At 64.5% G+C, this 22,423-nt stretch carries 16 protein-coding genes and 1 CRISPR repeat array; of the genes, 1 reads left to right on the top strand and 15 read right to left on the bottom strand.

Annotated features, from left to right (window positions below; genetic code table 11):
• Nucleotides 1–81 precede the first annotated feature (81 nt).
• From TK90_RS12350 to TK90_RS12315, 8 genes are all read right to left on the bottom strand, one after another.
• Entirely contained in the window at nucleotides 82–1,152 is a 1,071-nt protein-coding gene (locus tag TK90_RS12350) for a homoserine O-succinyltransferase (protein WP_012983823.1), read from the bottom strand.
• Entirely contained in the window at nucleotides 1,152–2,003 is an 852-nt protein-coding gene (locus TK90_RS12345; protein WP_012983822.1) for a hypothetical protein, read from the bottom strand. Before TK90_RS12345 ends, TK90_RS12350 begins: the two co-directional genes overlap by 1 nt.
• A 21-nt stretch (nucleotides 2,004–2,024) precedes the next feature.
• A complete protein-coding gene (locus TK90_RS15280; RefSeq protein WP_012983821.1) occupies nucleotides 2,025–2,171 on the bottom strand; it encodes a hypothetical protein in 147 nt (48 codons plus the stop codon).
• Nucleotides 2,172–2,195: 24 nt separating this feature from the next.
• Nucleotides 2,196–2,759, bottom strand: coding sequence for an isochorismatase family protein (locus tag TK90_RS12335; protein WP_012983820.1), 564 nt, complete (start codon nucleotides 2,757–2,759; stop codon nucleotides 2,196–2,198).
• Nucleotides 2,756–4,105, bottom strand: a complete 1,350-nt coding sequence (locus TK90_RS12330; protein WP_012983819.1) for a TolC family outer membrane protein — start codon at nucleotides 4,103–4,105, stop codon at nucleotides 2,756–2,758. Before TK90_RS12330 ends, TK90_RS12335 begins: the two co-directional genes overlap by 4 nt.
• Before the next feature lie 119 nt (nucleotides 4,106–4,224).
• Nucleotides 4,225–4,881 (bottom strand): protein-L-isoaspartate O-methyltransferase, encoded by a 657-nt coding sequence (locus TK90_RS12325; protein WP_012983818.1) that lies wholly within the window; start codon nucleotides 4,879–4,881, stop codon nucleotides 4,225–4,227.
• Between the two features lie 135 nt (nucleotides 4,882–5,016).
• On the bottom strand, nucleotides 5,017–6,249 hold the full coding sequence (locus TK90_RS12320; protein WP_012983817.1) for a multifunctional CCA addition/repair protein: 1,233 nt from the start codon (nucleotides 6,247–6,249) through the stop codon (nucleotides 5,017–5,019).
• 16 nt (nucleotides 6,250–6,265) lie between these two features.
• Nucleotides 6,266–7,228 (bottom strand): complex I NDUFA9 subunit family protein, encoded by a 963-nt coding sequence (locus tag TK90_RS12315; RefSeq protein WP_012983816.1) that lies wholly within the window; start codon nucleotides 7,226–7,228, stop codon nucleotides 6,266–6,268.
• Between the two features lie 105 nt (nucleotides 7,229–7,333).
• On the opposite strand from TK90_RS12315, the gene TK90_RS12310 reads away from it, so the two are divergent.
• Nucleotides 7,334–8,701, top strand: a complete 1,368-nt coding sequence (locus TK90_RS12310) for an NAD-dependent succinate-semialdehyde dehydrogenase (protein ID WP_012983815.1) — start codon at nucleotides 7,334–7,336, stop codon at nucleotides 8,699–8,701.
• 101 nt (nucleotides 8,702–8,802) lie between these two features.
• Nucleotides 8,803–13,451: a CRISPR direct-repeat array (repeat unit 28 nt; unit sequence TTTCTGAGCTGCCTGTGCGGCAGCTAAC).
• 130 nt (nucleotides 13,452–13,581) lie between these two features.
• Here TK90_RS12310 and cas6f read toward each other — a convergent pair.
• The 7 genes from cas6f to TK90_RS12275 all read right to left on the bottom strand — a co-directional run bounded on the left by cas6f (nucleotide 13,582) and on the right by TK90_RS12275 (nucleotide 22,391).
• Entirely contained in the window at nucleotides 13,582–14,142 is a 561-nt protein-coding gene (gene cas6f, locus TK90_RS12305) for a type I-F CRISPR-associated endoribonuclease Cas6/Csy4 (protein WP_012983814.1), read from the bottom strand.
• 3 nt (nucleotides 14,143–14,145) lie between these two features.
• On the bottom strand, nucleotides 14,146–15,186 hold the full coding sequence (gene csy3 / locus TK90_RS12300; RefSeq protein ID WP_012983813.1) for a type I-F CRISPR-associated protein Csy3: 1,041 nt from the start codon (nucleotides 15,184–15,186) through the stop codon (nucleotides 14,146–14,148).
• A 16-nt stretch (nucleotides 15,187–15,202) separates the two neighbouring features.
• Nucleotides 15,203–16,171 (bottom strand): type I-F CRISPR-associated protein Csy2, encoded by a 969-nt coding sequence (gene csy2, locus TK90_RS12295; RefSeq protein WP_012983812.1) that lies wholly within the window; start codon nucleotides 16,169–16,171, stop codon nucleotides 15,203–15,205.
• Entirely contained in the window at nucleotides 16,164–17,438 is a 1,275-nt protein-coding gene (csy1, locus tag TK90_RS12290) for a type I-F CRISPR-associated protein Csy1 (protein WP_012983811.1), read from the bottom strand. The genes csy2 and csy1 overlap by 8 nt, the downstream gene beginning before the upstream one ends.
• 86 nt (nucleotides 17,439–17,524) lie before the next feature.
• A complete protein-coding gene (gene cas3f / locus TK90_RS12285; RefSeq protein WP_012983810.1) occupies nucleotides 17,525–20,893 on the bottom strand; it encodes a type I-F CRISPR-associated helicase Cas3f in 3,369 nt (1,122 codons plus the stop codon).
• Complete coding sequence (gene cas1f, locus TK90_RS12280) at nucleotides 20,890–21,867, bottom strand: type I-F CRISPR-associated endonuclease Cas1f (RefSeq protein WP_012983809.1); 978 nt, start codon at nucleotides 21,865–21,867, stop codon at nucleotides 20,890–20,892. The genes cas3f and cas1f overlap by 4 nt, the downstream gene beginning before the upstream one ends.
• Before the next feature lie 116 nt (nucleotides 21,868–21,983).
• Nucleotides 21,984–22,391, bottom strand: a complete 408-nt coding sequence (locus tag TK90_RS12275) for an HIRAN domain-containing protein (protein WP_012983808.1) — start codon at nucleotides 22,389–22,391, stop codon at nucleotides 21,984–21,986.
• Nucleotides 22,392–22,423: the final 32 nt, after the last annotated feature.

The following is a 22,423-nucleotide window of genomic DNA, read 5'->3' as shown; positions in this document are numbered from 1 at the left end:
GGCGCTGGCAGAGCGGCGGCACTCGGTGGTTTCGGAAGGAGGTTGCCGCGTCGCTGCGCTCCTCGCAATGAAGGCGGCTGACTACCTGCGGCCGGCAAGCGGGTCGTTCGGGTCGACGCTGTCGCGAAACGGCTTGCGCCGGTCGAGGTTCGTCAACTGGTAGACGTTGCCCAGCCAGTTGTTCATGACCGCCAGCGCGGTGTCGTGCCAGGTGTTGTCCAGGCGGTCGAGCAGCAGTGCCTCCGGCAGTGCCGGGATCTCGGTGCAGTGCTCGACTGCGACCTGCACGTGCTCACGGTGCTCGTCGAGGATCGCCGCTGCCTGGGGCAGCAGATAGTTCTCTGGCAGTGGCGGATAGGTCTCGCGCTCGCCCTGGATGTAGCGCCCGACCTCGCGCTTGTACTCCTTGAGCAGGCTGATCGAGTCGTACTCCGGGTGGCCCTGGAAAAAGACCATGCGGAAGCCGTCCGGCGACGCGCCCAGGTGGATGCCGGACTGCTCGCTCTCGACCAGTACGCGCAGGCCGTGACGCTCGAACTGTTCGCGCGACACGTCGTTGTAGCGCGAGTGCGGCACGTCGAAACGCGTGTTCACGCCGGTGACCAGCGGGTGGCCGCGGTCCACCACGCGGTGCGGGAACACGCCCCACAGCTTCTCGCCCATGTGCCGGCGGTGTTCGCCGTAGCGCGCCTGCAGAACGGCGTGGGTGGCGAGGCAGGAGCACAGTGTGGAGGTCACGTTGTCCCAGGCCCAGTCGACGACCTCCGCCAGGGGTTCCCAGAACGGCTCCAGCGCCAGATCGGGCTGGGTCACGTTGGCCCCGGTGATGATCAGCGCGTCGAGGCCCTCTTTCTTCAGGTCCTCGAAGTCCTCGTAGTACTGCTTGATGTGATCGCGCCCCTTCGGCCCGCGCTTGAGCTGCGGCAGGGTAAAGGGGTGGATGTAGAACTGCGCGATCTGGTTGCTCTCGCCGATCAGGCGAAAGAACTGGCGCTCGGTGGCCGCCAGGGCGGCGTCCGGCATCATGTTCAACAGCCCGATGTGCAGCGCACGGATCTCCTGCTGCTGAGCGAAGTCGCTGGGCAGTACGGTCTCGCCCTCGCTCTTCAGGCGGGCGAAGGTGGGCAGGTCGGAGTGGGCAACGAGTGGCATTACAGTCGTGCCTCCCGTTCGAGGGCCATGCAGACCAGGTCGTCGAAGTCCTGTGCGTTACGGACCTGCGCGAGCTCCGTCGTGCTGATGGTGTAGCCGTGCGCCTCGGCGATCGCCTCGTAGCGCGGCAGGCGCGCGCGGAACAGGCGCGAGAACACCCAGCGCACGAACGCATCCGGATCGATCTGGGCGACATAGTCCAGCCCCTCGTCGCGCATGTACTCGGCCAACTGCTGGTCGAGAAAGGCCTCGCGGTAATACAGCGGCTTGGGGTCGTGTTCCGCGCGTTCGATCAGTTGGCGCTCGTCTTCGTCGGTTGCCTTGATGTAGAGGATCAGCGTGTGCTCGGCGAGGGTCTCCAGCACGCCGGGACTGTCCAGCTCGCAGACCGAGCCGCCGGCATCGTTGACGAAGTGCGGATAGCCAAACAGCGTCTGCGACTTGTGGATGAAGTCCGGCACGTCGAGCATCGCCTGCACCTCGGCCTCGTGGTGCAGGTTCTGGCGGCGCTTGAACTCGGTCAGCGGCAGCCCGCCCAGCTCCGGGTTGCCGAGCTTGCCGAGGAAGCTCGCCACCGGGTGCAGGTTGTCCACCGTGATGTTGTTGATGATCTGGATCGAGTCCGAGCGCAGCAGGTCGCGCAGGAACGGCACGGCCATCGCCTGGGCCTTGATGTTGTCCAGGATCGGTTCGCTCAGATAGCGCGTGCCAATGCGGTAATCACCCGAGTAGTGGAACCATTCCTCGCGCCGGAGCATGTTCGACAGGCGCGTCTTGCCAACACCGGACATCCCCAGCAGGGTGATCCGGCGGTGGTCCAGTTGGCGGTATTCTTCGGGCGAAAGGCGCATGGCGGCTCGATCAGTGTTTCCTTAACGTCGCAGGATGAACAGGATACCCGCGATCACGGCCAGACCGCTGATTACATAGTGGTCATACTGAAACTGCAGCCCCAGCAGGCCGCGCAGGCCGAACAGGATTAGCCAGGCGCCCAGTAGAATGTTTCCGAGTATGCGCATCCCTGCGGATCTCCCTGTCGTTAATTAGCGGATGAGTTGGCTCAGTTCGCGGAACTGCGGGTCGGCCGCGTCGCGCAGCCACTCGAACAGCACCGATTCGTGGTTCGTGATGACGGCGCCCGCCGCGCGCAGGCGCTCCAGTCCGTTGCGCTTGCGCGTGGTGTCGCGCGAGCAGACCGCATCCTCGACCACGAATACGGTAACACCTGCATCCAGCAGTTCCAGGGCCGTCTGTGTGACGCAGATATGCGTCTCGGCGCCGGTCAGGATGATCTGGTCGCCACCGGTGAGGCGCGCGTGGAGGTCGTCTTCCGCGCAGCAGGAGAAGGCCGTCTTGTCGGTCAGCGTGCCGTGCCCGTCCAGTGCCTGCTGCAGGCTCGCCGCCACCTCGCCCAGCCCCTTCGGGTACTGGCGCGAGACCTCGATCGGGATGTCCAGCTTGCGCGCGGCTTCGACGAGTCGTGCAGTGTGGCGTTCCACCGCCTCGCGTTCGCTGTCCGGCATGGCGGCCAGCAGCCGCTCCTGCAGGTCGATCAGGACCAGGCGGGAACGGGCACGGTCGCAGCGGGCGCGTGGATCGACTGTCATTGCTCCAGCAGCTGGTCGATCGATTCCAGGTCCGCGACACTCAGGCGGCCGGCGGCGCGTTGCAGGCGCAGCGAGTCGGTCAGGAAGCCGTAGCGGGCCTCGGCGTAGTCGCGCTCGGCGCGGAACACCTCGCGCAAGGCCAGCAGGACGTCGACCTGGGTACGCGTGCCGACTTCGAATCCGGCCTCGGCCGACTCGAATGCGGCCTGGGTGGAGATCAGCGCCTGCTCCAGGGCGCGCACGCGCGAGCTGTTCGCGATGACCGACAGGTAGGCGTTGCGGGTGTCCTGGGTGGTGCGGCGTTCAACGAGCGACTGCCCTTCCTGCGCGGCCTGGAAGTCCTCGCGCGCCTGCCGGGTGAGCGCGCTCACGCGCCCGCCGGTGTAGAACGGAACCTCCAGGCGCACGCCCACCTGGGCCTCGGTCCCCTCGTTGAAGAAGGGGCCCACTCCCTGCTGGGTGCCGCCGTCATCGATGCCGTGGAAACGGTTTTCGCTGACCGAGGCGTTCAGGTTCAGTCGCGGGTGCCCCTCGGCGCGCTGGCGCTGAATCTGTTCGCGGGCGGTCTCGGTGGTCAGGCGCTGGGCGGCCAGCTCCAGATTGTTCTCCAGCGCGATATCCACCCATGCCTGTGGGTCGGCCGGGTCCGGCGGGGTCAGTTCGGCGTCCTCGCGCAGGATGTCGAGCTCGTCCCAGTAGGTGTTGGTGATCACCGCGAGCTGCTCGCGGGCCACGTCCAGCTGATTCTCGGCGGCAATCCGTTCGGCCTCGGCGAGGTCGCGCTGTGCCTGGGCTTCCTTGACGTCCGTGCTGGCGATCAGGCCGACCTCGAAGCGACGCTCCGTTTGTTCCAGCTGGCGACCGATGGCATCGAGTTCCGACTCGCGAAAGGCCAGCGTCTCCTGCGCGATCAGCACGTCGAAGTAGGCCTCGGATACACGCAGGATCAGGTCCTGGCGGGCTGCGTCCAGCTCCGCCTCGGCGCGCGCGATCTCGAGATCCGCCTGGGTCAGTTCGATGAAGTTGCGCCGGTCATAGAGGCTCTGCACCAGGGATACGCCAAAGCTGGTCTGGCGTCCGTCGAAGCTGTCCTGGTCGCGATAGTCGTTATAGAACGCGCCGGCCTCGGCCTCGCCGGTGATCTGCGGCAGGAACGCGGAACGGGCAATCGGACGGCGTTCCAGGACACTGCGGTATTCGGCCTCGGCGGCGCGCAGCTCGGCGTCTTCCGTGGCAGCGCGCTCATAGACCTCAAGCAGACTGGCGGCGGGGGCAGGGCTTGCCACCAGCAGGGCAATGCCGGCGGTAGCCAGCGTGGAGAAGATACGTTTGGCGGACCGGTTCATGGGCGCGGATTCCTGAGCAGACAGGGAAAGCTCCATCGTAGGGAAACACCGCGCGATGTGCACGCGGATCGGTGCTTCCTGGATGGGATCCCCGGTATGCGGTGGCCGGGGACGGGGTGTCAGAATTCGAACGCGGGCTTCGGCTCGAAACCGACCAGCGGCTCCACCCGGGTTTCGAACAGGACATCGTGGCGGACGCTGTCCTCGGTGGTGCGGGTGATCAGGTTGGCCTGCATGATCGGGCCGTCACCGGTGATTACGAACAGCCGGCCACCCAGGGTCAGGTAGCGTTCGAGGAAGTCGTTGTATTCGGTCATCGCGCCGGTCAGCACGATCACGTCATAGCGCTCGCGCGGCGGAGCCCACTCGGGGGTCACGGTGGCGGTGCGCAGGCTGGTGTTCTCCAGGCCCATGTCGACCAGCGTGTTGCGGGCCTTCAGACGCAGTTCGTCGATGCGTTCAATGGAGTCGACGTGGGCGGCGAGGCGCGCGAGACAGGCGGTGACGTAGCCGGAGCCGGTACCGATCTCCAGCACGGTCTCGGTCGGTTGCGGGGCCGCGGCCTGGAGCAGGCGACCGATCACTACCGGTGGCAGTGTGTGGGCACCATGGCCCAGCGGGATCTCGGAGTCCGCGTAGGCCAGGGCCTTGTAGGCGTCCGGCATGAAGCGTTCGCGCGGGAGCGTTTCCATCACGTCCAGCACGCGCATGTCCAGCACGTCCCAGGGGCGGACCTGCTGTTCGACCATGTTCATCCGGGCCAGGGCGAAATCCATCGCGGAATCCTCGAGTACGTCAATAGCGGCGAAAGAGTACGTTGGCGCACCGAAACAGGCAAGTAGGAGCCTGCTCGCAGGCGAAGCCCCTGCCCGCGTCCGACCTTGGTAGGGGCTTCGCCTGCGAGCAGGCTCCTACGGGGCGGGGTGCTCGTCGAGGGCCTCGGCGATTGCCCGGATGCGCTCGCGATCCAGCGCTTCGCCCAGTGCCTTGCCCTTGTATCCCTCGGCCATCAGGGCCTGCGGTTGCACCCCCTGTGCCGCCGCGACGGCGCGGCGTACCGCATCGGCCTGGGGGTAGGGTTTGTCCTCCCAGCCGGTGCGGCCGCGGAAATCCGCCTCCACCGCGAGCAGGAAGGGCTCGACATTCTCGGGTCGACGCAGGGCGTCCAGCCCGTCTACCAGTTTCATCACCGTCTTCGGCCTGAGTTCGAAGACCCGGTGTACCAGTCCGTGGTAGCGCGAGACTCGCACGGCCAGATCACGATAGCGGTTGGGGATACGCAGGCGTTCGGCCAGGGCGCGGATCAACAGGACTCCCCGCTCCTCGTGCCCATGGTGGCTGGGCAGGATGTCGGGATCGGTATTGCCCTTGCCCAGGTCATGCACCAGCGCGGCGAAGCGGACCTCGGGGGATTCGGAGAGGCGGGTCGCCTGGTCCAGCACCATCAGGGTATGCACGCCGGTATCGATCTCGGGGTGATAGCGCGCGGGCTGCGGGACGCCGAACAGGCATTCGATCTCGGGGAACAGGCGGGCCAGTGCCCCGGCGTCGCGCAGGACCTCGATAAAACGGCGCGGGGCGGGGCTTTTCAGCGCCTTCTCGCACTCGGCCCAGACGCGCTCCGGAACCAGCGCATCGACCTCGCCGGAGGTGACCAGCTCGCGCATCAGCTCCCGCGTGTCGTCGGCCACGCGAAAGCCCCAGGGCTCCAGCTGCGCGGCAAAGCGGGCCACGCGCAGCAGGCGTACCGGGTCTTCGGAGAAGGCGGGCGAGACATGACGCAGCAGACGCGCCTCGAGGTCGGCCTGCCCGTTGTAGGGATCGAACAGATGCCCGTCGGCGTCCTCGGCCATCGCGTTGATGGTGAGGTCGCGGCGTTCGAGGTCGTCTTCCAGCGTGACGTCGGGCGCGGCGTTGAACTGGAAGCCGTGGTAGCCGCGCGCGGTCTTGCGCTCGGTGCGCGCCAGCGCGTATTCCTCATGCGTCGTGGGGTGCAGAAAGACCGGGAAATCGCGTCCCACCGGGCGGTACCCGGCGGCCTCCATCGCCTCCGGCGTGGCGCCGACCACCACGTAGTCGCGTTCGTGCACCGGGCGCCCCAGCAGCCGGTCGCGCACCGCGCCCCCGACGAGATAGGTCTGCATGGCGTCCGCGCGGCCGCTAGCCGCGGTCGACCTCGCGCGTATGGGTGCGCAGGGCCTGCTTGCGGGCCTCGAGGCCGCCCCCGAGGTATTCCGGCGCGATCGACTCGAGCCGGGTCGGGCAGGGCAGGCGGTTGTCGCCCTCGCAGATGCTGTCGATGGTCAGCGAGGCGAAGTTGTCGCGGGACAGCGGCTTGCCGGGCACGAACTCGAACACGCTGGCCTGCAGTTTGCCGGCCCAGTCGGGCAGCTTGATCACCGGGCGGCGCCGGCCAATGAGACGACCGACATAGCGCACCAGTTCCTCCAGCGTGTAGGCCTTCGGGCCGCACAGTTCATAGCCCTCGCCGAAGGTCTCGGGGGCCTCCAGGGAGTCTACGAAGTGTTCGGCAACATCCCCCACGTACACGGGCGCGAACTTCGCGTCGGCGCGCGCCAGTGGCATGAATGGCGAGATCTTCAGCAGGGTGGCGAAACGGTTGAGGAGGGAGTCGTCGCGCCCGAAGATGACCGATGGCCGGAATACGGTGACCGCGAATGCGTCGCAGGCGAATACCAGCTGTTCCGCCTCTCCTTTGGTGCGCAGGTAGTGGCTCGGCGGGTTCTCCATGTCGGCCTTCAGCGCGCTCATCTGCAGGAAGCGGCGTACCCCGCAGCTCTCGGCGGCGGCCAGGGCCTTTTGCGTCAGCTCCACATGCGCGGCGCGAAAACCCGAGCCGTCGCGGCCGCGTTCATTCAGGATGCCGACCAGATTGATCACCGCATCCTGGCCCGCAAAGGCCCGCTCCAGAGTGGCCGGATCATGGGCGCTGCCCTCGATCAGATCCACCTCGGGATTCACCAGCAGGTCCCGGTGTCGATGCGGGCGGCGCGACAGCACGCGCACGCGGATACCGCGATCGATCAGGCGGCGGATGATCTGGTGGCCGACAAAGCCGGTGCCGCCGAGCAGGCAGACAGAGCGAATCGAATCAATCGACATGGTCCCAAGGTCCTTCCGAAAGCCAGTGGGGGTGGTCTTATACTCGGGTGACTGTCAATCTTCAAACCGGGTTCCGCAACCGTTCCCCGCCACCGAGGTTTCGACATGAACGACCTGACCGCGATCAATCCCGCCACCGGCGAAACCCTGGCCCGGTACCCGCGCATGGGCCCGGAGGCCCTGGAGGCCGCGCTGGCGCGGGCGGCCAGCGCCCAGCAGGACTGGGCGGGGCATCCGGCTTCGGTACGCGCCCAGTGCCTGCGCGATCTGGCTGCCGTGCTGCGTGATCAGCGCGAGGCGCTGGCGCGCACTGCCACGCAGGAGATGGGCAAGCGCCTGGTCGAGGCGCGTGCCGAGGTCGACAAGTGTGCGAATGCCTGCGACTACTACGCCGACCGCGGTCCGGACTTTCTCCAGGACACGATGATCGCCTCCGACGCGAGCCGTTCGTTCATCGCCTGGCAGCCACTGGGTACCGTTCTGCTGGTCATGCCCTGGAACTTCCCCTACTGGCAGGCCTTTCGCCAGGCGCTCCCGGCGACCCTTGCCGGGAACACCGTGCTGCTCAAGCACGCCTCCAATGTCCCGGGCTGTGCCGAACACCTGGAACGTGTGTTCACCGAGGCGGGCCTGCCCGAGGGCGTGTTCCAGAACTTGCCGGTGGGGTCGGACGCGGTAGAGGGCATTATTGCCGATGCCCGCGTGCAGGGCGTGAGCCTGACGGGATCGGAAAGGGCCGGGCGCGCGGTGGGCGCGGCGGCCGGCAAGGCGCTCAAGACCTCGGTGCTGGAGCTGGGCGGCTCGGATGCCTTCGTCGTGCTGGCGGACGCCGATCTCGACCACACCGTCGAGCAGGCGGTGCGCGGACGTTTTCAGAACAACGGCGAGACCTGCATCGCCGCCAAGCGCTTCATCGTCGAGGAATCGATTGCGGACGCCTTTGTCGAGCGATTCCGGGCGGCCATCGAGGCGCTGGTGATCGGCGACCCGATGAACGACGACACGAATATCGGGCCGCTGGCGCGCGATGACCTGCGCGACGAACTGCACGACCAGGTCCGGCGCAGTGTTGCCGCCGGCGCGCGGCTCGTCACCGGCGGCAAGCCGCTGGAGCGGGCGGGCTATTTCTACCCGCCCACACTGCTGGATGCGGTCGAGCCGGGCATGCCGGCCTTCGACGAGGAGACCTTCGGTCCGGTCGCCGCGGTGACCCGGGCGCGCAACGCCGATCACGCAATCACCCTCGCCAACCGTTCGCGCTTCGGCCTGGGCGGCAGCGTCTGGACCGCCGATCCGGTACGCGGCGAGGCCCTGGCCCGTCGCCTGGAGTGCGGCTGCGCCTTCGTCAACGGCATCGTCAAGAGCGACCCGCGTCTGCCCTTCGGCGGGGTCAAGGACTCGGGCTACGGCCGCGAGCTCTCCGAACTCGGCATCCGCGAATTCCAGAACGCCAAGACCATCTGGGTGGGATAGAGCCAGCTCCTGGCCAGGAGTGCTCTCTAGTGTGCGGGAGCGCTCCGGGGTCTGGCGCGGTACAGGCCGAGCTCGAGGCGGCCTTCCCAATAATTCATCACTCAGTTAGCTGCCGCACAGGCAGCTAACTCCGGCAGGTAGGGGCCAAGGGCGGCCTGGGCTTTCTGAGCTGCCTGTGCGGCAGCTAACGGCTTCAGGTCCGGACCGAACCGCCGACCGTATTTCTGAGCTGCCTGTGCGGCAGCTAACAAGGCGTAATGAAACAGCGGGTTCCCGTTGGTTTTCTGAGCTGCCTGTGCGGCAGCTAACGACAGGCTGCTTTCGGAGCGGTGGGCGTCGGTTTTCTGAGCTGCCTGTGCGGCAGCTAACAAGAAGCTCACGCCCTTGGCGTCGACGTACATTTTCTGAGCTGCCTGTGCGGCAGCTAACGCTTCACTGCCGGAGCTGCGCGAGCGCATCCGTTTCTGAGCTGCCTGTGCGGCAGCTAACGATCCGTTCGGCATCGAGGTGGTGACCGAGGTTTTCTGAGCTGCCTGTGCGGCAGCTAACACCCGTGCAGCAGCGCCACGCAGATCTGGCTTTTTCTGAGCTGCCTGTGCGGCAGCTAACATCAGTCCATTGCAGGAATCCAGCATGGTCTTTTTCTGAGCTGCCTGTGCGGCAGCTAACGCATCTGTTCCGACAGCCAGCGCACAAACTCGTTTCTGAGCTGCCTGTGCGGCAGCTAACCCGGTAGGAAAGCGCGGATCGCGATGAATCTTTTTCTGAGCTGCCTGTGCGGCAGCTAACGTGCGAGCGATCGCAGTGAGCGTATCCCCCTCTTTCTGAGCTGCCTGTGCGGCAGCTAACCGAAGCGATCAAGCGATCAAGCGCAGCGACGATTTCTGAGCTGCCTGTGCGGCAGCTAACTCGGTATCACCGGAGTCGGCCCGCGCGATCATTTTCTGAGCTGCCTGTGCGGCAGCTAACGGCGCGGGCGGTGTAGTCCTGGTACGCCGGAATTTCTGAGCTGCCTGTGCGGCAGCTAACCGCCAGCCGCGCCAGCGGCCCGCAATCGAGGGTTTCTGAGCTGCCTGTGCGGCAGCTAACCACCTGAAGGCCATGCTGCGCCGGCGCACCCTTTTCTGAGCTGCCTGTGCGGCAGCTAACGATAGGTGTCCCACTGCCTGTCCTGAGCCAATTTTCTGAGCTGCCTGTGCGGCAGCTAACCTCGCGTCGCGTTTAGATCCCGACCAGTGGCATTTCTGAGCTGCCTGTGCGGCAGCTAACCGCTTGCTGTCGTTCTGCCGCGTTGCACCATTTTTCTGAGCTGCCTGTGCGGCAGCTAACGGTCGGGGGCGCAAGCACAGGGGAGGCGCCCATTTCTGAGCTGCCTGGGCGGCAGCTAACTCGTCTTGTCGGGCCTTGCCGCTGAGCTGAAGTTTCTGAGCTGCCTGTGCGGCAGCTAACTTCTGGCCATTCTCGACCGTGCCGATCAGGTTTTTCTGAGCTGCCTGTGCGGCAGCTAACAAACTACCCGCCGCATCGGCGGCTTTCACGTGTTTCTGAGCTGCCTGTGCGGCAGCTAACGCCACCAACGGCCGCCTGGCCGTCGAGCTCAATTTCTGAGCTGCCTGTGCGGCAGCTAACGTTTTGGGGTATGAGCGGATCGCCGAAAAAAACTTTCTGAGCTGCCTGTGCGGCAGCTAACCAGGGCAACGTCGCCGTGGTCGCCTTCGAGATTTTCTGAGCTGCCTGTGCGGCAGCTAACGCTTCGCCGACGCCGAAATCGTTGGCGGATTCTTTCTGAGCTGCCTGTGCGGCAGCTAACCTGGATAACGTTTTCGGCTGTACCTTTCCCGATTTCTGAGCTGCCTGTGCGGCAGCTAACTGGTCGTGTTCGGTCTGATTCGTCGGGCGATGTTTCTGAGCTGCCTGTGCGGCAGCTAACGGATCGGACGATCGCGCGGGGTCTGTTCCGGTTTTCTGAGCTGCCTGTGCGGCAGCTAACAAGGCCCGCGCGGCACCTTCGCCCTGCGCATCTTTCTGAGCTGCCTGTGCGGCAGCTAACCGGTGCTGGTCGCCGTCGCTCCGGCGCAGGGTTTTCTGAGCTGCCTGTGCGGCAGCTAACGGGACCATCCTGGGGTTGCGCAACGATGTGGTTTTCTGAGCTGCCTGTGCGGCAGCTAACAACGCGGCGCGCCTCGTTGCACCACTGGGAGATTTCTGAGCTGCCTGTGCGGCAGCTAACGCGAGGAGGCGAGGCGAGGTGGTGCGAGGGCTTTTCTGAGCTGCCTGTGCGGCAGCTAACCGCCAGCCTCGCCAACGGCCCGCAATCGAGGGTTTCTGAGCTGCCTGTGCGGCAGCTAACGAGCTGCGCCGGCGCTCCGGGCTGGATCAGGTTTTCTGAGCTGCCTGTGCGGCAGCTAACGAGTCGGACACCTCGCGCATGATGTCCATGCTTTTCTGAGCTGCCTGTGCGGCAGCTAACCAGCGCATGGCGGGGATGCTGCCGAACGAGCTTTTCTGAGCTGCCTGTGCGGCAGCTAACCTCTCGCGGGGTGACGTACACGGTCGCGGGGTTTTCTGAGCTGCCTGTGCGGCAGCTAACGCAAGCGAGCGTTGTACTGGACCTGGTGGATCTTTCTGAGCTGCCTGTGCGGCAGCTAACGCAGCGAGCCGCCGGAGCTGGCGGCCTCGGACTTTCTGAGCTGCCTGTGCGGCAGCTAACGGGGATACGGTGCCCATCCGCGACCCCTGGGTTTTCTGAGCTGCCTGTGCGGCAGCTAACCCTCGGCGGTGTCGCAGTCTGCCCGCACCTCGTTTCTGAGCTGCCTGTGCGGCAGCTAACTGGGCGATCACGCCGGTGTAGCGGTCGCGGTCTTTCTGAGCTGCCTGTGCGGCAGCTAACCGTCTCGCCCACCAGGTCGAGCCCGGTGATGTTTTCTGAGCTGCCTGTGCGGCAGCTAACGCCACGGCGGGCCAGGCGGTGCGCCTGGATGATTTCTGAGCTGCCTGTGCGGCAGCTAACGTGTCCGGGCGTTCGAAGACGGCGGATCTGGTTTTCTGAGCTGCCTGTGCGGCAGCTAACGGGATGGCGCGGGTGTCGCTGTCGGTGATGGTTTTCTGAGCTGCCTGTGCGGCAGCTAACACCATGTGGTACCAGTAGTCACCGGGGCGGGTTTTCTGAGCTGCCTGTGCGGCAGCTAACCGCTCCAGCAGCCGCTCGCGCAGACGGCTCAATTTCTGAGCTGCCTGTGCGGCAGCTAACGAGCAGATCGCGGATCGCTTTGAGCTGGAGCTTTTCTGAGCTGCCTGTGCGGCAGCTAACGCCCAGTCCTCCAGGAGCTCCTGCGCCGTGTATTTCTGAGCTGCCTGTGCGGCAGCTAACTCATGCACGTCGACCAGGGCCCGGACATCCGTTTTCTGAGCTGCCTGTGCGGCAGCTAACTCACCGGGTTCATCTGCATGTCCACGGTGTGCTTTCTGAGCTGCCTGTGCGGCAGCTAACTGACCCCGGTGGCATGTTCGGTCGTGACGATTTTTCTGAGCTGCCTGTGCGGCAGCTAACAAGGCTATCAGCGCCAACAGTGGCTCCCCCATTTTCTGAGCTGCCTGTGCGGCAGCTAACGAGGTCACGCAGGACGGTGCTTGTCTGTTCGTTTTCTGAGCTGCCTGTGCGGCAGCTAACCCTGAGGCTCCTGCCGCACCGGCTGCCCCTGATTTCTGAGCTGCCTGTGCGGCAGCTAACGATACCGGCGCGAGCGTCCGCCAGCTCCGTGATTTCTGAGCTGCCTGTGCGGCAGCTAACCTGGAGATGCAAGTGGAGCAGCCTGACGGTGTTTTCTGAGCTGCCTGTGCGGCAGCTAACGTGTGGTGCTGTTGATTGCCGGGGCTCTGTTTTTTCTGAGCTGCCTGTGCGGCAGCTAACGGGACGCTAATCTCAGGGGCGCTAATCTCTGGTTTCTGAGCTGCCTGTGCGGCAGCTAACCCATGGTCGCACTGACCGCAGCGCTCGTCTGATTTCTGAGCTGCCTGTGCGGCAGCTAACTCCCGCGAATATCTGCGCATCGGTACGGGTCATTTCTGAGCTGCCTGTGCGGCAGCTAACTCTAGACGAAAAAAAGCCCCGTGGGGAGACGGTTTCTGAGCTGCCTGTGCGGCAGCTAACGGTCAGCTCTTCACGGAACCTGATTTGATCCATTTCTGAGCTGCCTGTGCGGCAGCTAACTCGATTGGCATGTTCGTGGTGGCCATCTTCAATTTCTGAGCTGCCTGTGCGGCAGCTAACCCCTCACGCAGGTTGGCGCTGCGCGCGCGGATTTTCTGAGCTGCCTGTGCGGCAGCTAACTTCGTTGTACTTTGTCGGTCGCCCAGCCATTATTTCTGAGCTGCCTGTGCGGCAGCTAACGTTCCTCGCCCGAATCGACGGTCGGCCGATCGTTTCTGAGCTGCCTGTGCGGCAGCTAACTTAATGAGCATCTCAGTAGCTTCGTCAGTCATTTTCTGAGCTGCCTGTGCGGCAGCTAACATTTTCCAGCAGAAAATACTTTGGCTGGTACTTTTCTGAGCTGCCTGTGCGGCAGCTAACGGTTGAGTAATCGTTGAAAAACTCCAAGTATATTTCTGAGCTGCCTGTGCGGCAGCTAACGGGGGCGCTAATCTCAGGGACGCTGATCTCAGTTTCTGAGCTGCCTGTGCGGCAGCTAACACAGTTAGGGAGTTCCACACAAAAGTTATAGATTTCTGAGCTGCCTGTGCGGCAGCTAACTTGAGCATGTTGATTCTATATCGCTGATTGTTAAAGAACTATTGCGTAGTGATCGGCTTTCACCCTTTGCCGGAGGGATGGCGTATCTCACTGATTTCCGAGCGCAACATGGGTGCGCCCGGAAAAAGGGTCAAAACCACGGAACGGTGGCGTCCTGGCTTAGCCCGTAAGTGTTGAAGCGGCCGGGCGAGGCGTGTTGCTGGGGCGGCCCGTGTTCGATGAACAGGCTGAAGCGTTGTCCGGTACTGGCGCTTTGCACGCTCAGGAACGGGGTGTTGACCCGCCGCTCGACCGTGTCGGGTATATGCTGCCGAGCTTCTTCGTAACTTTCTCCATGCCGGCGCATTCGCCGTCGGCGCAGGCGCTCCGCATTGGTTTTGTACTGACGGCGCCGCACGGGACGATAGGTGACCTGGTCGGGGACAGGTTGTACCGGGGTGGCATCCACCAAGCTTTGCATGCCGCCCAGCCATTCATCCTGCATGAGCAGGTTCAGGCGCCCCTGAGTACCATGAACACGCAGTCGACGGCCGAGCGGAGGCTCCTGCTCGTGGTCGGGGAGACTGATGCCGATGTCGTCGGCTGACATGCTGACGAGTCGGCGATGCAGTTTGCTCACCAATGCCCCGAGCAAGGTCGTCTCCTTGAATTCGGGGTCCGGCATGACTCGAAGGTCGAGGTAATGATCCATGGTTCAGTCCGCCTTCTCGCCGAACACGCCGCCGCGAACGATGGTAGCCAGCACGAAGTGCTGCTGCTCTTCCGGCGGCTCCTGGTCCTTGAGGATCCAGTTGTCCAGCAGTGTGTAGAAGTCCGCCTTTTCTTTGGGCTGACGGAAGGCGGTCCCCTGTGTCGTGACCGAGCCGTAGGGCTCCACCGCGATCGGCCCCATATCGTGTTCTGCCGCACGTGGGTACCAGGTATCAATGGTCCGGAGTGCGTTACCCAGTTTCTGGGAATGGATGCCGGCGACGCCATCAACGGTGTAGAGGGTCTTGCTCTTTTTGTGCTGGTCGCGGTCGAGAATCAACTCCTGCGAGGGGAACACCTCCTGGCCGGCGCCCATGCGGGCGAATGCGGTGACTTCCAGGAGGACAAAACTTTCGCCGGAAAGACCCTGCCGGATTACCTCGGCCAGCTCGCCCAGGGCGCGTTCGGCGTCGCCTTCCGCCGTGAAGCCGCGCAGGGGGATCTGCAGTGCATCGAACGTCCAGCTGCTGTTGGTTTCGCCTTCTTCCTTTCGATTCACCCGGATCTCCACGGCCTCCGCCGCCATGCGGTTGCGCCACAGGAACCGCGCGTTGGCGATGTTCTGGGCATACCGGCGGGCCAGGGTCGAAAAGCCGTGGTTTTCAACGTACCCGCGGACGATGGTCTGGAGCTTTTCCTGGTAGGGGGCGCTGTTGCAGGCCGAGGGCTTTCCGGTACCACCCAGGACCTTGAGTGTGAAGCGGCACATGAGGGTGTCCTGGTCAGCGGGCAGGGCTGCCACGTCCACGGTCTGCAGGTTCGGGTTCTGGATCTGCGCATCCAGTTTTGCCGGATCCTGCTTGTTCGCCTTCAGGCGGTTGGAGATGGTGCCCCGAACGGATTTTTCCCGTACCGGCACGGGTGCCCATTGCTGGGGGTTGTCCCTGTGATCCCACTGCCCGGAGAAGAGCAGGGCATCGGACGGGTCGAGCTTGCGTTCAAAGGCGAGGACGGAAGCGGTGTGGAGTTCAGCGTTTTTGGCCATGTCGTTTCCTCTCGAATCAGGCGGGGGTGTTGTGTCGGGTGAAGTCGTTTTGCAGGCGATAACGCCCCTGGTCCGGGTCGCTGTCCGGGTACCACAGGAGCTGTGTCGGCGTAGTCAGGCGGTGGGGGCTTAGCCACTGCCCGATCGAGTACAGGCTTTCCACAAAACGGAATGGGGTTTCGAGGTCTCTTGCTGCCTTTACGGTGCCGGGGTCTAGCAGCGGACCGAGAGCCCCGTAGCCGACGGGGATAGGTACGAACCAGCCTGTCTCCCGCGGGAGGCGAGCCTCCCACTGGGCACGGGGTTCCTCCTCGTCGTTTTCCGGCGGCTGGGTTCGGCACTCCATATTCAGGCGCGCAAGATCGAGCCAGGCGTCCAGCAGGGAACATTCAGGATCTTCCTGCCGCAGATTCTGCAGATGGCCTTGCAGGAGGTCATCGCGAGCGACCAGGGTGAAGCCGGGCAACCAGCGCCGGAGCAGCCGCCGGTATTCGTTCGGCCTCTTCGCTGGATCGTCTGACATCGGGATGATCCGGGACGGCCAGCGGCGCTGTTTGTCGTGCAGGGGGGGCTGTACGGTTCCGCCGGCGATACGCAGCTGATGGACGAGATGCTCTGCGGTTTGCGCCACATCGGGCCCGGCATCGCCACGCACGGCGAATACGAGGGTGATCTCCAGGTGGGTTCGCCCTTCTTCCACAATGGCCGCGGTCGCTCCATCCTTGCCAACGGGGTTGCGGGTCAGCCGGAAGGTGATGGGGAACGTGTCTTCGGTGATCTGGGGCTCGATCCGGTGACAGATGACACCGACGGCATCAAAAACGATGTCCACGCCGCGATCGACCAGTGAGCGCTCGAGGGTGTGCATCAGCCCGACGAAAGCGCTCATGGCCGGGAAGCCCCAGGTCATGGGGCTGGAGATGGCGTTCGCGTTCTGCACCCGCAATCGGGGGATTTCCAGCAGGTGCTGGGGTTCGTCAAGCATGGGAAAGTACCTCGCGCAGGGAGTCCATCCAGTGGCGGTGTTCGGGGTCGCCCACGGGCAACTGCCGGTCCAGTTGTGCGTTTACCCAGTTACCGAAGCGGTGGCTGACTTCCTCGACCCATTCATCGCTTGCGCGCCACTGCGCGAAGTCTTCGTCGATTTCGCCGCGCCACGGGTCCAGCCATAGCGTCTCGGCACGGTTCAGCCGGCACTCCGGTGACGCGCTCCACCCGGGGTCCAGGGAGTGCAGCTCGGAGGCGAACAGCAGCAGTTCGTCGATCAGCGTCTCGAGGTATTGGTCGCGTTTGTGGCGCGTGTCGGCATTGGCCGGTGGGTCCGTGGCCAGAAAGCGCTGGAGTTCTCTGGAGGTGTCGCGGGCTCCGCGCCGTCTGCCGAACAGTCGGGGGAACACGGACTCGACATGCAGTGGCGGGCGCACATCGCGGCTGATCCAGTTGGGCGGCAGGGAGGCGAGCAGATAGTTCTGCCCGCGACGCTCGCTGTTGAGCTGGGAGATGTTCTGCGGTTTGGTGCCACCGAGTTTCTGTACGGCCAGGCGCGGGTATTCATGGTAGCCCCTGTCGCTGTATGCGCGTTCGCGCCGAGCCTTGCGCGCGGCTTTGGCTTCGTCCGAGAACCGGTGCTCATTGATGGTCTGGTACACCCGATGGGCGAGGGATGTCGCGTACAGGGGGGCCAGAAGGTGGTAGTCCTGGTTTCTGGTGGGGTCCTCTCCGACCAGCCAGAAAACCTGTTTGGCGAGGGTGTGGGAGGCCTCCGTGTCACGGGGCCGGGCGATGGCAGCGAAGGCCCGCATCCATTCGCGGCCCTGGTCCTGGTCGTCGCTGAAGGCGACAGCCAGCTCCTCATTCCCCTCCAATGCGCGGCTTAGCAGCGTTCTGCCTTCGTGCTCGAGCTTGAGGAACTTGTACACGTCGAGGGCGGCGGCATTACCGACGACGTCTTCGTCGAAATCGTTTCCCAGCAGATGGCTGCCGATCTCGGGATGATCCGGAATCTTGTGCGGTGGCCGGTAGAGGTTGGTGCCTTTGGCGTCCGGATGAACCGGCTTGAGGCTGTGCGTGACGATCTGCAACTGGCCGACCCGGCGTGCGGCATCAGCCACCCAGTTCTCGCGCAGGTGGTGTTGCTGTAGCTCGTCCCGTTTCGGGTCGTCCGGTTGTAGTTTCTCGATCTTGGTCTGCAGACGCTCATTCAGGAATCTCTCGATCAGAGTTCGGAGCGCTTTGACCTCCACGTTTTCCATGTCAGGCTGCTCCTGTGCCGGTTGAATGCATATTGGGGTTCCGGGGTTGAATCTTGTGATGGGTGAAGTGTTTCGTCGTCTCCGTCTTATTGCCTGGCCGGATGCCGCACGGTGAAACCAAGGGTGTCGTGAACACGCCAGCCGCTTTCGTGCTTCGGCACCGAGACGGTCCCGAAGCGCCGGGCGCATTCCTCGAGAGGCATCTCCAGCTCGTCGGCGAGGCTCGTGAGGGCATCCATGTAGGGGCTCGTGATCCAGACGTCGGTTCGGGGGCCGATGTTGTCCTCCAGGTCTTCGCGCAGGAGAAGGCTCTTCTCGACATCGATATAGACCGACTTTCCCCGTTTCCCCGGGGCGCTCCAGATCTGCTGCAGCTGCCAGTCTTCGCCGCTGTCATCCGGCATCAGGACCAGTTCGATCTCCTCCAGCGCGGACGCCTCGCGGAATGGCTGGATGCGCTGGAGCGTGCCGGTCAGGCTGGCGCGGGAAACCTGATACCAGGATGCGGCGTTCAGCGGCGGGGGGCTGTCGGACTTGCATGCCCGGCGTTCTCTGGGAGACAGGGTCTCGGGTGACGGTCCGGTGTCTCGGGGTGCGACCGTGTCGCGAAGGCGTGCATGTTCGAGGTCCACCAGGTAACCCGTCGGCTGCAGTGGTTCGGGCTCGAGAATTCTGGGGATGGAGTCCACCCGGGCGTATTCTTCCTGGCGTAGAAGCTCCTGAAGATCATGGCTGCGCAGCCGGTGCGTCTCGCTCTCGAAGCCGGGACGGCAGAAGGCCGGTTTGTTCGGGGTTTCCAGCGCCTTCAGGTTTTTCCGCGGCAGAATGATGTTGGGGCAACTGTTGGCCGGCTCCCGGTGACGCCGGACACGCCCGGCAAGCTGGATGATCGAACGCATCGAGGATGGCTCCACGACGGCCCAGTCGTAGTCGTGATCGCGCCCCACCTCCGTCACGGGCGACCCGATCACGACAAACAGCTGGTCCGGTTCGGGGCTGGAGTCGATAAGCCGGCGCACCGCCGGTGCCTGGAATACCGCATCGGGGGCTTTCCGGTTCAGCAGCGTGTCGAGGTTTCTTTCGATTTCCGACCGGGTCACCAGCGGAAAACGCGAGTGATAGACACACAGGTGGAGGCGGTGTCCTTCCGGGGCGCCTTCCCGGAAGATATGGCGCGCAATATCGACAAGGGGTTCGATGTTGGCCAGCCGGATCAGTCCGAAGCTGATTCGCTTTCCGCTTTCGGGGTCCGTGGCGTGGTGTTGCCGATGCAGTTCCAGTGCATGCTCACGAAGATCGTCCGCATACTGGTGTCGGGTCTCCTCGCGCGATTCGGTGCTCGTAATGGCAACCGGGGCCAGTGTGGCACTGCGGCGAACCGGTTCGCGGGCCAGCCGGGCCTTGCGGGCCTGCGCAAACTGGCGATGGGCGGCCGCGATCTGCGGCTGGTCCGCGCAATCCTGGTGCTGGGCGGAATATTCGTCGAACCATGCACAGGCGATGTTGACGGGACGCCCGGGTTCACCGCGGTTGCGCTGAAACTCCCGCCGTCCCTCGCGATAGGCCTCGAACAGCCCTTCCACCAGGCTGGGTGAAAGCGTTGCGGACGACAGCAGCACCCGGGAGCCCAGGAGTCCTGCCCAGTGGACCAGGCGTGTGAGAGCCGGCAGGTCTTCCAGCCCGAAGTCGTCGATTTCATCGAGCACCAGGTCGCTGCTCATCAGCCGCAGCATGGGCGCAATCTGACGGCCGCCACGCAGGCTCTCGGTCGCGGGCGTCAGGTGGTCCACGGTGCAGGCCAGGATGGGTGCGGCGATCAGGGAACGTGTGGCCGGGTCGCGGCTCAGGCGACGGAGGACCGGATGGTTCGTGAAGTCGCCGTCGAAGTAGACATGGCCGTCCTCGTCCATCAATTCCTGGGCCGAGGCCGATCCGTGGTGTTCGGCCTGTTCCTCGAAGTGTTCGAACAGGGTGCGGCTGGCGGCTCCACCGACGCGGATGGCCAGCTCATCCTCACCCAGGTTGAGCAGTTGGCGATAGGCCTGTCCGGTCTGCAGCGTCAGGGTCCTCAGGCCCAGGGCGATGGAGAAGCGTGTTCCTCGCTCGGGATCGGCCAGTCCATACAGGATGCGGCCGTTCGCCAGGGTCTTGCCCCTCCCGGTGGAAGCCATGTTGATGCCGAAAAAACCCTGGGCGGATGCGCGTTCCCGCAGCGAGGTGGCGAGATCGAATGCCCGGTTCTGCCATTGGAATCGGGGGTCGGACGCACGCTTGCGAAAGCCCCTGTGCCGGGCGATGCGGGGCAGGTGCTGCTCGGCCCCGGGGAGGGCGCCGGTAATGGCACGCGCATGGGCCTCCACCCCGATCAGGTGTTCATCCAGTGGCTGGTTGAGCCGTCCGGTTTCGCGGTTGGTGTTGGCGTACAGCCGGTGGTCCGGATCACCCCTGAGTCGCTTTCTCGGGTCGGTAACGCTGGAATAGTGATGGTCGGCAAGCATGAGGCTCATGCGGGCCACGTGCATGACATAGGGCCTGTCGAGCCAGTTATCTCCGGCGTGTGCCCGTCGGTCCAGTAGCCGTTCGGCGATGTGCCGGGCCCGCAGATGCCATTTCTCGCTGCTCGTGGGGAGCGAATGGCGGAATTCCCAATAGGGCCTTATGGCTGCCTGACGGGTTTCGCCGGGCTGTTCGTTCCAGTTGGCCTCGATGATGTCCGGAAGCCCTCGCAGGGTTTCGGTCCGAAATCCGCTGATCTTTCCGCCCGGGCGACCGTCGTCGTCCGGAAGCAGCGGAAGACGGTGATGGCTAACCACCAGCCAGCCGATCGCCGCTGCCAGCGGTGGAAGTGTCCGAAAGGGGGAGCCGCCCTTTTGATCCAGCCCGTCGCGCAGAAGACCGTCTATCCAGTCTTGATCACTGGTCGGGGCCGTGTCCTTCAGGCGTTCGAGCCAGCCCCGGTCATCGTCGTCGCCCACGAATGCCTGAAACATTCGCAGGCTGATCCATTCGTGGCGGTAGTCGTTGCGTCCGGGGTTGCCCCGCGCGGTAAGCCGGTTCTGAAAAGCCGCGCACGCCTTGCCAAGGTCATGCAGCAGTGCGGCCATGGCGGCCAGCAGCTTGATGTCCTCTCCGGTGTGCCAGTCGTTTTCGTCGTGCCTGCGCAGCACATCGCGGGTCGTCGAATTGGTCGGAACCGCGCCGCGGAGGTTGAACCGGCTCGCATTGCCGACAATCCACAGAACCTCGCTCTGGTTGCGTCCACGGATCCAGTGGCAGGCAACGGCCGTGTTGCGCCGCGCGCTCTTGCGAAGCATGCGCCGGACGGTGTCGAGCCCTTCCCGGGTGATGGGGGTCTGCCAGGTCCGTTCGCCGCGGCGTTCCGCGAACTGATCGAGAATGCGCCGGGTTTCACGCAGGGCGTTCTTGCTGCACTGGGAAATGAACAGGACGTTCATGCGGTGCCCATCCCGCCCTCCTGGGCGACCGACTTCAGGGTGTCGATCATGAAGTCCAGTGCCTCGACCTGGGTCAGCCGATCCACACAGGCCTGGCGGAAGTCCTGTTCCTCGTCGCCGCGCATGGCGGAGATGAAGGCCTGAGGCAGGATCACGGCGTCCTTCACGAGGTCGGCCACATCGAACACCAGCCCGCCGCGGCGCGTCTTCCCGTGAAGTACCGCCAGGCCGTGCGGAATGCCGAGCACCCAGGTCGCCGTCGCGCCGAGCCCGTAGGCAAGATAGTTGCCGTGATCGAGGAACCGGTTCGCGGGGTCGGTCCCGGAGCCGCGTTTGGCACGGGTGAATTCGCCATAGCCCACCGTCCGCGAGGCCAGGCCGAACAGCTGTTTGGTCAGTCGTGCCTCCAGGGTCAGCAGGTCGGTGTTGGTCGCGGCCGCGCGGATGGCGCTCTCCATGGGCTCAAGGAGCGTGCGTAGCTGATCCTCGGGGACATCGAAGCCTTCGTTCGGCAGCGTCCTGGCGCGCAGCCAGATGGCTTCGATCCGCTCCAGGCGAGCGAGCTGGAAGCGACGGGCGGCGGCCAGCCTGCGGGTGTCGTCGAACCAGAACTGAACCCATTGCTGGAGGTATTCGGTCGGCCGGTATTCGCTTTGCGGGCTGAACCACGCAACCTCTACATCCACTTCGTTTGCGCTGAACAGCGGAGTTCCCCCTCCGCCACAGAAGCCGACGAGCACCCCGGCCTTGGCCAGCTCCCGCATCGCGGCCTGGGTGATGGAGGTTCCCGTTCCCAGTAGCAGTGTTGTGGTGTTGGCAATCGGGATGTTCCAGTAGAGGGACTGCTTCCCCTCGTCGGTGACGTACTCGACACGGCCACCGTTCACCAGCACCCGGCAGTACTGCAGGTAGTAGATGTTGGCCCGTTTCGAGTGAAGGATGGTCTTCAGGTCGCTCGGCGATAAGTCGTCCATGATTACCCCTGTTGCCCACAGCGACTACCGTGCCACTAGGGCCCCATTTTTTCCATTCGTTCTGAAAGGTATTGTCCTGTTGTATGGGTCTGAAGGGTCCTCATTGCTTGTGGGTGTCACACGCCGCAGGCGCGGCGCATCCGATACAGACCCAGTTCCAGCTGCTTGTGGCGGTCGGCGTGATCGCGTTTTTCGAGGATGCGGGCGACCAGGGGCTCGTCGCGGTCCAGCAGTTCGGCGGCCAGGCCGTTGCGGTCGCGCGGCAGGTAGCCGAGGTGGTGGTCGACCCAGTCGATGGCGACGGCCTTGGCGTCATGCGGGTTCAGCCGTTCCCGGCGCAGGGTCAGGGCTTGGCCGCGCTTCAGGGCGTTCCACAGCTTCGGGGCGTCGTGGTGGCGGAAGCCGGCCAGGGGGATCGTCTGCAGCAGTTCTTCGGTGGTCGCGGTCGCGCTGTAGCGCCCGCGCTTGGCGTAGTAGCCGCGCAGGGCGGGGATCGGGCGGGCCTGCTGGGTCTTGTTGGGCATCTCGGACTCCGTTCTTGTCTGGGTCTGGGGTC

The sequence above is a fragment of the Thioalkalivibrio sp. K90mix genome (genome assembly GCF_000025545.1).
GTDB lineage: Bacteria > Pseudomonadota > Gammaproteobacteria > Ectothiorhodospirales > Ectothiorhodospiraceae > Thioalkalivibrio.
The sequence above is the reverse complement of the archived record's forward strand: the minus strand, read 5'-3'. Positions and strand labels throughout refer to the sequence as shown.